Source organism: Paraburkholderia solitsugae, from assembly GCF_013177695.1.
GTDB classification, from domain to species: Bacteria; Pseudomonadota; Gammaproteobacteria; order Burkholderiales; family Burkholderiaceae; genus Paraburkholderia; species Paraburkholderia solitsugae.
On the sequence record NZ_WOEY01000076.1, the window covers coordinates 1 to 10449 of the forward strand.

At 62.1% G+C, this 10449-nt stretch carries 9 protein-coding genes; 2 read left to right on the plus strand and 7 right to left on the minus strand.

What is annotated here, in order from left to right:
- Positions 1-394: 394 nt before the first annotated feature.
- The gene (locus GNZ12_RS19045; RefSeq protein ID WP_172312515.1) at positions 395-682 is read left to right on the plus strand and encodes a DUF3331 domain-containing protein; all 288 of its coding nucleotides are present in this window, start codon (positions 395-397) and stop codon (positions 680-682) included.
- Between the two features lie 207 nt (positions 683-889).
- Here GNZ12_RS19045 and GNZ12_RS19050 read toward each other — a convergent pair whose 3' ends face one another.
- From GNZ12_RS19050 to GNZ12_RS19060, 3 genes are all read right to left on the minus strand, one after another.
- Entirely contained in the window at positions 890-1165 is a 276-nt protein-coding gene (locus GNZ12_RS19050; protein WP_172312517.1) for a DUF2164 domain-containing protein, read from the minus strand.
- A 223-nt stretch (positions 1166-1388) separates the two neighbouring features.
- On the minus strand, positions 1389-1895 hold the full coding sequence (locus GNZ12_RS19055) for a GNAT family N-acetyltransferase (RefSeq protein WP_172312503.1): 507 nt from the start codon (positions 1893-1895) through the stop codon (positions 1389-1391).
- Between the two features lie 72 nt (positions 1896-1967).
- Complete coding sequence (locus GNZ12_RS19060; protein ID WP_172312501.1) at positions 1968-2126, minus strand: hypothetical protein; 159 nt, start codon at positions 2124-2126, stop codon at positions 1968-1970.
- A 189-nt stretch (positions 2127-2315) separates the two neighbouring features.
- Between GNZ12_RS19060 and GNZ12_RS19065 the strand changes: the two genes are divergently transcribed.
- Positions 2316-4877 carry an adenosylcobalamin-dependent ribonucleoside-diphosphate reductase gene (locus GNZ12_RS19065; protein WP_172312505.1) on the plus strand — a complete coding sequence of 854 codons (2562 nt, stop codon included), beginning with the start codon at positions 2316-2318 and terminating at the stop codon, positions 4875-4877.
- Between the two features lie 61 nt (positions 4878-4938).
- Here the strand turns inward: GNZ12_RS19065 and GNZ12_RS19070 are convergent, their stop codons facing one another.
- The 4 genes from GNZ12_RS19070 to GNZ12_RS19085 all read right to left on the minus strand — a co-directional run.
- A complete protein-coding gene (locus tag GNZ12_RS19070) occupies positions 4939-5889 on the minus strand; it encodes a dimethyl sulfoxide reductase anchor subunit family protein (RefSeq protein ID WP_172312507.1) in 951 nt (316 codons plus the stop codon).
- A 22-nt stretch (positions 5890-5911) separates the two neighbouring features.
- On the minus strand, positions 5912-6658 hold the full coding sequence (locus GNZ12_RS19075) for a 4Fe-4S dicluster domain-containing protein (protein WP_172312509.1): 747 nt from the start codon (positions 6656-6658) through the stop codon (positions 5912-5914).
- A 26-nt stretch (positions 6659-6684) separates the two neighbouring features.
- Positions 6685-9606 carry a molybdopterin-dependent oxidoreductase gene (locus tag GNZ12_RS19080; protein WP_172312511.1) on the minus strand — a complete coding sequence of 974 codons (2922 nt, stop codon included), beginning with the start codon at positions 9604-9606 and terminating at the stop codon, positions 6685-6687.
- A gap of 218 nt (positions 9607-9824) precedes the next feature.
- Positions 9825-10449, minus strand: a 625-nt coding sequence (locus tag GNZ12_RS19085; protein ID WP_172312513.1) for an Ldh family oxidoreductase, incomplete at its 5' end; no start/stop codon positions are given.

Below are 10449 nucleotides of genomic sequence, written 5' to 3' on the forward strand. Positions count from 1 at the left end.
CAGGGGGGCTCTGGGATTGGGGGGGGGCTAGGGGGGGGCGTGAATGCATGTGAGCTCTTAGGGTCTTGTATATATGCGCGCGAGCCGACCAGAAAAATGCAAACCCGCTACACTTGCATCGCACGGTCGCTCGTCAATAACCACATCTTAAAGGAAGCACCGGCGCCCCTTGCAGACGGTATTCTCGTCGCACTGCGTACAACACAGCGTTGCAAAAATCCACGCTATCGCAAATTCACATCGCATATGACTCGCAAAGCCCCGTCGTTTCGGGTGAGTGTGAATGTCAAGTTTCATTGTTGCTGTTTCGAGAACAGTGTTTCAACCGCGGCACAATGGCTATCCGGCGCGCGTAGGACTACATTCGGCACACCACAATACGGAGCCGACAATGATGACCTTAGAGTCCATCCCCCTTGACGGAACCCACGGCGTACGCATCGAAATTCTCGAGCGCTCCGACACCACGCTGGTGATCCGCTGGGTCGAGCCGGGGCGCTGTCATTATGGCGAGCAGCGTTGGCGGCGGCGCTCGGCGCATACGTCGGGGACGTGCGCGGTGACGCGGCGCAAGATTCGCCGCGGCGATGCGGTGTTTAAACCGGCGGAACGGCCGGCACCTTCTAATGCGTCCGCGATGATTTGTGCTGAGGTGTTGGGCGCGCTCGCTGCTGAAGCTTGATTATTTAGCTTTAATTTTTCGCCAGCGCGATTGCCTGCGCGGCGTCTGGTTGTCTGCAAGACTGCGCCACGGGCCTTTCCTTTTCTGGGTACCCGCATTACGCGGTTGACGCTCATGTTTCATGTTGCGTCACCGCGATTGCTCCCTGGCATGCGCGGTGCAAATTATTCCATTGGAGGGTGCAATACCTGCTCCATCCCATCACGCTTACCTCCGTGATTTGGCTTTCACCTCATACTTCTTCCAATACTGAAACTCTTCTTCGTGCACCTCAAAATCGAGCTCCGAGACGCTTTGTTGGAGCCGTTCTTGCGCGTCAGCCACGGCCTTGTTGTAGATAGTGGGGCCGATTTCCTCAAGGAAGAAACCGAGGAGCGCCCCAGCGGCGATGTTGCCTATCGGCTCCTCCATATTTTTCTCGAAATATCGCTGAATGGAGGTAATCGCAGCTGCTCGAACTTCTTTAGTCAATTCAATTGTCATAGCGGCTGTGCCCGGCAATATTGTCTTGTGTGAAAGAGACCCTAATCGACGATTGCTGGCAATGATCTGCAATCGACCACACCCGTGCTGAATACCATGCGACCGTTGCTGGTCTCACCCTGCCATCTGGCGAACGGGTTCACGCAACACGAAAGCGACACCCGTGCCGTCGATTGATCGTGCGATAAGGCTGCCGCGCAAAATACAGGCCTTGCTACAGGCGTCAACGCAGCCGCTTACACATGTGTTCCTCGTCATAGAACCGTCCATTAATCTGCATGGCACGTGGCTCCAATCCGAAGGTCTCAAACCCCTGCGATGCATAGAGGTTCTTCGCAGCTACGTTTTCCGCGTTGACGCACAGCATCAGCTGGATCGTATTCCAGTCCGCCGATGCATGCGTTGTCGCGCCCGCCAGAAGCGTCCCGGCAATCCCTTGCCCACGGTACGAAGGGTTCACGAACACGCCCCAGATTGTCGCCTTGTGGCTTACCTGGCGCAGCGGCTCTCGACGTACTCCCGTGATACCGGCCAACACCTCGCCGTCGAAGGCGCCGAACACGGCTTGCGTGGGCGTCACCCGGATGCGATTAGCGGTTTCTTCGATCGATCGCGCCATCTCCTCGTCGCGCGTTGGCCATATCGATATCGGGGAGTTTTCCACGGCGAGAAGACGCAACGATTTGAAACGCTCGGCGTCGTTTGGAGCGAGAAGGCGGACAATGACCATGCCAGTGCAGGTAGAGGTTGACTGAAGACGCCTACGTTACTTGATAATCATGCCGTTGGGGTGGCGTGCCCGCTATCGCCTATCGCCCATCGCCCGTACGTCGTCGTATTCCCGCGAGATGTCCTTGTTCGTGTAGTCACCCAGCCGCGAAGCGGCGATCAGGCTGAGCACCGCGCACACCAGGACATAGCCCGGTTTGTGCGATGAGATTTTCGGTGGCGGATAGGTCAACGCAGTCCGACAGGGACAACGCTGCCGCCTCTGGCGAAATTCCCTCCCCTAATTGCGGCCCCTCGCCACGTGCGCTAAGGTGGGCCTCATTGCGCCAGGTCACGCCACTCGCCGCACGCGAGGCGGTATAGTGACCCGCAATTCCACCCACCGCGCCGCGCCTCCTGCGACGCCGTTAGAGGCCACGCCATGGCAGAAGACACTCACGAAACCCGCGCCGCAGCGATTTCTCCCGCCCAGCTAGTTGCACCGCAACAATTCTCTCTGGACGTCCTGCTCGAGAAATACGCGAAAGGCGACGAGCAATCGGCCGACGACGTGTTCAAACGCGTCGCCCGCGGCGTGGCTCAGGCAGAGCCAGAAGCGCTGCGCGAATCGGTCGAAGCGCGCTTCGTCGACAATCTGCGGCACGGCGCACTCGGCGCCGGACGCATCATGAGCGCAGCAGGCACGGGCATCGCCGCCACGCTTATCAATTGCTTCGTGCAACCAGTCGGCGACGCGATTCAGGGTGTCGATGAACAAGGCCTGCCCGGCATCTACGTGGCATTGCTGCAAGCCGCCGAAACAATGCGCCGCGGCGGTGGCGTCGGCTACAACTTCTCCGCGATCCGGCCCAAAGGTGCCCGCGTTCATACCACCAGCTCGTCCGCGTCCGGGCCGTGCAGTTATATGGATGTGTTCGACGCCTCGTGCCGGACCGTGGAAAGCGCCGGCTCGCGGCGCGGTGCGCAAATGGCCGTGCTCGACTGCAATCACCCCGATCTGATCGAGTTCATCGAGGCGAAACATTCGAAAGGCCGCTGGAACAACTTCAATGTGTCGGTGGGTGTCACCGACGAATTCATGCGCGCAGTCGAAGGCGATCAGCCCTGGCAACTCGTGCACCGCGCCGATCCGTCGCCGGCGTTGCGCGCAGCAGGCGATGTGCGGCAACGCGAAGACGGTCTGTGGGTCTATAGCGAAAGGCCCGCCCGCGAGATCTGGGACCGCATCATGCGGTCCACCTACGACGTCGCGGAGCCTGGCATCGTGTTCATCTCGCGCATGAACGAAGACAACAATCTACGCGCAGTCGAAACCATCCGCGCCACCAATCCGTGCGGCGAACAACCATTGCCGGCCTACGGTTGCTGCAATCTCGGACCGTTGAACCTCACGCGTTTCGTGCTCGATCCATTCGCGCAAATGAAAGGTCACAAGCCTTCGTTCGATTGGGACGGTCTCGCCAAACGCACCCGCACCCAGGTGCGTTTTCTCGACGACGTGCTCGACGTCACGCTATGGCCGCTGCAGCAGCAATATGACGAGTCGCGCGCCAAGCGGCGAATCGGAGTGGGCTTCACCGGTCTCGGCGATACGCTGGTGATGCTCGGCCTGCGTTACAACTCGCAGGAAGGCCGCGATTTCGCAGTGCGCATTGCCCGGCTGATGCGCGACGAAGCCTATCGGGCGTCAGTGGAACTGGCGCGCGAGCGCGGCGCGTTTGAGTTGTTCGACGCCGCACGCTATCTGGAAGCAGGCACCTTCGCCTCGCGCCTGCCCGACGACATCAAGGATGCGATACGCCAGGACGGCATCCGCAACAGTCACTTGCTGTCGATCGCGCCAACGGGCACGGTCAGCCTCGCGTTTGCCGACAATGCGTCGAACGGCATCGAGCCGGCCTTCTCGTGGACCTACACGCGCATGAAGGTGATGGCCGACGGCAGCCGCGAATCGTTCGATGTCGAAGACTACGCATATCGCCTTTATCGCGAGCTCGGCGGCGATGTGAAAAACCTGCCCGACTACTTCGTCAGCGCACTGGAAATGTCGGCGCGCGACCACCTCGACATGATGGCCGCCGTACAGCCCTATGTGGACACGTCGATCTCGAAGACGGTGAACGTGCCGGCGGACTATCCGTTCGAAGCGTTCGAAAGTCTCTACTTCGACGCGTGGAAAAACGGTCTCAAGGGCCTCGCCACGTATCGTCCGAACGAAACGCTCGGCGCGGTGCTGAGCGTGAGCCCACCGCAAGTCGATGACACGCTGGCCGAGACGGATCAAGATCCGCTGCGGATCGCGATCGATCATCGGCCCAAGGGCGAGTTGCCGGCGATCATCGAAAAGGTCGAGTACCTGACGCAAGCGGGCAAGAAGTCGCTTTACGTGGCGGTGTCGTTCATCGAAGTGACGGGACGGCTCGGCGGTGAAGAGGTCACGATCGAGCGCCCCATCGAGTTCTTCATTCCGACCGGTCAGCGCGACGAATCGCAGCAATGGATCACGGCGACGATGCGTTCGCTGTCGCTCGCGGCACGCGGCGGTTTTGTCGCGCGTAACTTGCAGGATATGCGCAAGGTGTCGTGGGATCGCGGGCAGGTGCGGCTTGGCGAGGTGCAGCGTCTAGACGGTCATCGCACGCCGCGCTGGCACGATTCCGAAGTGGCGGCACTCGCATTTGCGATCCAGCAGATTCTGCACCGGCGCGGCTTTCTCGACGCCGAAGGCAACCAGGTGCCGTCGCGCATGCTGGCGCGTTTGCCGCGTGGGCAGATGAAGGCCGAGACGGCGCTGCCGGCGGATTTTGGCATCCGTCCGCATCCTGGCGACGCTGACGAAACGACCTTGACGCAACCCAGCGGTATGCAAGGGTTGCACACTATGCTCGGACGCAAATGCGGCTCTTGCGGTGCGAACGCGGTGATTCGCAAGGATGGTTGCGACTTCTGTACGGCGTGTGGTGAAGTCGGCGCGTGCGGGTGAGTGACAGCTATCCGCAACTCAGACGCGGCCGCCGACATCGGACGGCCGCGCCAACCCATGCTCAGCCGACTCGTGCGTAATACAGATTCTGCGGATGCTTGGCTTCTGCAAAGAAGAACCATCGTTCCGCCACGAGACCGGCGTATTGCACGAGACACGCCGCAGCCAGCAAGCCGAGCGACACACCGATCGGGAGCAGGCCTGCGCCTAACGCCATCAGCAACACGGGCACGGCAAACGCGGCCACAAGGAATCCCCATTTGACGCCACGCAGCGTCCCGGCCGATTTGCCGTGAAAGAATTCGCGCAGATTGAAGGCACCGGCGGTAAAGCCGCGCGAGACCTGCACGAGCTTGGGATTCTTGATACCGGTTGCGCTTTGCACCGTGGATTTCGGCCGCAACCTGGCATTACGCACGAGCGATGCCGAACGGCTCGCGCAACCGGCAAGCGTGAGCACACAGGCGCACAGCGCCAGCCCCGCCGTGAGCGCGGGCGCGAACCAGGCGGTCAGCGCCGTCGCCAGCGTGAACCCGGACGCGCAGCCTAGCAGCACGAAATTGACCAGCGTGAGCGGCGTGGCCCATTCCTGCAGAAAGCGCAGGCACGCGTAAATCATCGCCGAGCAGACGAATAGCGCGGCGCTCGCCAGTACGCCGAGCACGCCTATCGCGAGCGACCACGGCGAGCCGAGCACGTGCGCGACGCCATAGAAAAAAGCACAGGTGAGAAACGCCGGCAGGCAGAGACATTCGCGCGACAACCATGAGGTTCGCCACATCGCGACCGCGCGCCACGCGCGCTCCGGATGCCCAAGATGGAAAAACGACGCGATCAGTCCCAAGCCGCCCAACACGATCGACAGCGCCGCGCCGGTGACATAGAACGCATGGGTGGGCGCCGCGATCAACCCCAGATGCGCGGCCGCGTCCACGCCAACCAGCGCGATCAGCAGCCCTTGCGCTGCGCCGCTTAAGGTCGTGAGAAAAACCACGGAGAAAGCAGGATTCATCGTGAGGTCCTTTATATGTCCTTTAGATGCGCGTCGCCATCGACGCCAGATGCAATTCTCCGCGCTCGACTTGCGCGTCGAACGATGCCGGCGAATCCACCACCGACCCGGTCGATTTGCACGAGCAGCCGTCGCTGCCGCAGCCCGAGGCCGACGTCGTGACGCGCGGCAAATAGTGATTCGCCGGCCGTGTGTTCCACTCAGGCATCAACTGATAGCCGCCGCGTTCCTCGATCGCCTTCGACACCACCGACTCCGGGTCGTGGATATCGCCGAACAGCCGCGCGGAGGTCGGACACGCGAGCACGCATGCCGGTTGCCGGTCGCGCTCGGAGAGGTTTTCATCATGAATACGATCGACGCACAACGTGCACTTGGTCATCTCCTTGCGCGCTTCGTCGAGTTCGCGCACGCCGTAAGGACAGGCCCACGCGCAATACTTGCAGCCGATGCACTTGTCGAAATCGACCAGCACGAGGCCGTCCTCCTTGCGCTTGTAGCTGGCGCCAGTCGGGCACACCGGCACGCACGGCGGGTCTTCGCAGTGCAGGCACGACTTCGGGAAATGGATCGTTTCGGCGTTCGGATAACTGCCGGCCTCGAAGCTCTGCACGCGGTTGAAGAATGTGCCGGACGGATCGGCATCGTAGGGATTCAGGTCGGCGAGACTGCCCGATTCACCCGACGTGTTCCACTCCTTGCAACTGGTCACGCAAGCCTGGCATCCCACGCATACGTTCAGGTCGATCACCAATGCCATCTGAGTCATCAAAGGCTCCTTGCTGCGTTATTGCGTCACTTGCGCCCAGCCGCGCCACGCAGCCGTGCTGCGAACTCGCCGCGCCCCGCGAAGTAGGTCTGCACGATCCGCGAGATCACGCCGTTCGAGCCCGGCAGCGCCTGCATCGCGTCGAACTGGGGCAGCGTGTGCCGCGCGTCCGCTTCCGCCGGATAGATGCGCACCCGTACGTCGTACCACGCGGCCTGTCCAGTGACCGGGTCGGAGTTCGACACGCGTCCAGCCGCGTCATCCGCGGCGGGCAGTTCGTCGGTGATCAAGTGATTGAGCAGAAAACCGCGCTGCGATTCGTTTGCGCCCGCGCCGAGGTTCCATGCACCCGCGGCCTTGCCGATCGCGTTCCACGTCCAGACCGTCCCCGGCTCGACCGTCTCGCTGAAGCGCGCCATGCAGCGCACGCGGCCCCATTGCGATTCGGCATAGATCCAGCTGCCGTCGGCAATGCCGTTCTCAGCCGCCATCAGCGGATTCATGTAGAGATAGTTCTCGCCGTGAATCTGCCTCAGCCACGCGTTCTGCGAATCCCATGAGTGATACATCGCCATCGGCCGTTGCGTCACGGCGGCGAGCGGAAAGCGCGCGAGATCGGTGGAATGGCTCTCCAGCGGCGCGTACCAGAACGGCAGCGGATCGAAATACTTCTCGACGCGCGCACGCAAGTGCTCCGGCGGTTGCCTGCCGCTCCTGCGGCCCTGCGCGGCGAGCCTGAACTTCTGCATGACATCGGAGTAAAGCTGGATCAGGATCGGCTCGCGGAATTTGCGAAAGCCGTTCTTCACCGCCCAGTCGAGATACGGCCCGTTGACGTTGCGCATGTACTGGAGCGTCTCGGGCAACCGGTAATGGAACACGCAATTGTTCTTCGCATACTGTTCCCACTGCCGCGGATTCGGTTCGCCGACCAGCGCCTTGTCGCCATCCTTGCCACGCCAGCCGATCAGAAAACCCACGCCGGAATCAGGCGAGGTCGTGTGATTGACGATGAAGTCGGGATAGTCGCGAAAGCGCCGCGTGCCTTCGGCGGTCGTGAACGCGGGAAACTTCAGCCGCGACGCCAGTTCAATCAGCACTTCCTGAAAGGGTTTGCACTCGCCCGTCGGCGGCACGACCGGCACGCGCACGGAATCCACCGGGCCGTCGAATTCGGAGATCGGCCGGTCGAGCATCGACATCGCGTCGTGCCGCTCGAGATAGGTGGTATCCGGCAGGATCAGATCAGCGAACGCCGTCATCTCCGACTGGAACGCATCGCACACCACGAGAAACGGAATCTTGTACTCGCCGTTCGCATGCTTGTCGGCGAGCATCTCACGCACCTTCATCGTATTCATCGACGAATTCCACGCCATGTTCGCCATGAAAATCATCAAGGTATCGATGGGATACGGATCGCCGCGCCACGCGTTGGTGATGACGCTATGCATCACGCCATGCACGGCAAGCGGATATTCCCAGGAGAACGCCTTGTCGATCCGTACCGGGCCGCCCTGCTCGTCGATGAACAGGTCTTCGGGTGCGGCGGGCCAGCCGAGCGGCCCGGTCGCGAGCGGCGTGTTCGGCTTGACGGCGTCGGGGCTGTTCGGCGGTTTGGCCGACGGCGGCACCGCGCGTGGAAACGGCGACTTATGACGAAAGCCGCCGGGGCGGTCAATCGTGCCCATCAGCGACATCAACACCGCAAGCGCGCGGATCGACTGGAAGCCGTTGGAATGCGCGGCCAGTCCGCGCATCGCATGAAAGGCCACCGGATTGCCGGCCACCGTGTCGTGCGTTTTGCCCCAGGCGTCGGTCCATGGGATCGGCAGCGTGATCCGGTGGTTGCGGCTGGTCTCGATCATTTCGCCCGCAAGGCGACGAATCGTATCCGCCGCAATCCCGGTGATCTCAGCGGCCCACTCGGGCGTGCAATCGGCCACGCGTTCGCGCAGCAACGCGAACGAAGGCGTGACCGGCGTGCCGTCAGCGAGCATATAGCGGCCGTCCAGCGCGGGCGTCACGCCCACTGCATGATGCGGCACGGCGCGCCCGGCGTCAGCGTCCCACCAGAGATGATTCTGCGGAAACAGCGGATTGCCGACTGGCCGCTCCGGGTCTCGCACGAACAGGCCGACGTTTTCGCTGGCTTCGTCGAGATCGACGAGCTCCGCCGCATTCGTATAGCGCTGCACGAACTCGTGATCCCAGGCGTCGGCGGCGATCAATTCGTGCAGGAATGCCATGAACAGCGCGCCATCCGTACCTGGCTTGATCGGCACCCACTCGTCGGCAATCGCCGCATAGCCGGTGCGGATCGGATTGATCGCGATAAAGCGCCCACCCGCGCGCTTGAACTTCGAAATAGCGATTTTGAGCGGATTCGAATGATGATCTTCCGCCGTGCCGATCATGAAGAAGAGTTTGGCGCTGTCCAGATCGGGGCCGCCGAATTCCCAGAACGAGCCGCCGATCGTATAGATCATGCCGGCCGCCATGTTGGACGAGCAGAAGCCGCCATGGGCCGCGTAATTAGGCGTGCCGAACTGTTTGGCAAAGAGGCCCGTGAGCGCCTGCATCTGGTCGCGGCCAGTGAACAGGGCGAATTTCTTTGGATCCGTGGCGCGAATCGTGGCAAGGCGTTTTTCGAGCACGTCGAACGCGACCTGCCACGACACCGGCTCGAACTGCGCACTGCCCCGCTCCGCGCCCGCCTTGCGCATCAATGGCTGAGTCAGGCGCGCGGGCGAGTACTGCTTCATGATGCCTGAGGCACCCTTGGCGCAGATCACCCCCTGGTTCAGCGGATGCTCGGGGTTGCCGTCGATATAACGCACCTCGCCTTCGCGCAAATGCACGCGAATGCCGCAGCGACAGGCGCACATGTAACAGGTGGTCGTCTTGACCTCCAGCCGTTCGTTCTGCGTGCGGGCGTGGTGTTCCATGCTGGGGATCTCCGTCGCTGCTCCGGCTGTGTCGAAGCTGGGTGGGTTCGATATCGATCATCCTATTCGCCGCAGGCCCACAAGGGAAATCGCGATTTACGAGAGAAACTATCCGCTGCGCTGATGGTTTCAATTTACTTTCAGTGAACGCGTTTCCGTCGGGTCTTCCTGCATGCCCATTCGGCAGCCTATTTCGGCATGACCGTTTAGCCATTCCTTCAGCTTCCCTGCAATTGAGCAAGCAGCCCATCCGGAATCTCGACGCCCTCTTTTTGCGCCGTGTCCGCAAGCCGCTCTCTTCTGTGGCCGGGAAGCCGGACGTCGTCGTCCGCCAGCATCATGTCGATCAACGCGTCAACACGGGAAAGATAGGTTTCGTCACCCGCCAGCGCGCCCGGATCGATGGCCCAGAACAGATGGCCGATGCGCGAACGCTCGCCCTCTTCGGTCAGGAACGAACCCGCTTCGTAGCCGAAGTTCGCGCCGGTCAACGCCGCTGCCAGTAACTCGACGATCAGCGCGAGCATCGCCCCCTTGGCCCCGCCGAACGGCAGCATCATGCCGTCGAGGACGGCACTGGCGTCGGTGGTCGGCTCACCGTCGCGGGTGGTGGCCCAGCCCTCGGGAATCGGTTTGCCGTCACGCGCGGCGATCGCGATCTTGCCGCGCGCGATCTGCGAGAGCGCGAGGTCGATCACGAGCGGTTCGCCGTTGCGCCGCGGGAACACGGCGGCAATCGGGTTGGTGCCGAACAACGCACGGCGGCCGCCCCAGGCAGGCATTGCCGCGGGCGAATTGCTGAAGGCGAGCGCAACCAGGCCCGCCGCGCCGAGCGCCGCCAGA

What these genes read in the sequence shown, in the direction of transcription:
- GNZ12_RS19075 (WP_172312509.1), bottom strand. Translation starts at nt 6,658, where the DNA reads ATGACTCAGATGGCATTGGTGATCGACCTGAACGTATGCGTGGGATGC.
- GNZ12_RS19055 (WP_172312503.1), bottom strand. Translation starts at nt 1,895, where the DNA reads ATGGTCATTGTCCGCCTTCTCGCTCCAAACGACGCCGAGCGTTTCAAA.
- GNZ12_RS19050 (WP_172312517.1), bottom strand. Translation starts at nt 1,165, where the DNA reads ATGACAATTGAATTGACTAAAGAAGTTCGAGCAGCTGCGATTACCTCC.
- GNZ12_RS19080 (WP_172312511.1), bottom strand. Translation starts at nt 9,606, where the DNA reads ATGGAACACCACGCCCGCACGCAGAACGAACGGCTGGAGGTCAAGACG.
- GNZ12_RS19065 (WP_172312505.1), top strand. Translation starts at nt 2,316, where the DNA reads ATGGCAGAAGACACTCACGAAACCCGCGCCGCAGCGATTTCTCCCGCC.
- GNZ12_RS19045 (WP_172312515.1), top strand. Translation starts at nt 395, where the DNA reads ATGACCTTAGAGTCCATCCCCCTTGACGGAACCCACGGCGTACGCATC.
- GNZ12_RS19070 (WP_172312507.1), bottom strand. Translation starts at nt 5,889, where the DNA reads ATGAATCCTGCTTTCTCCGTGGTTTTTCTCACGACCTTAAGCGGCGCA.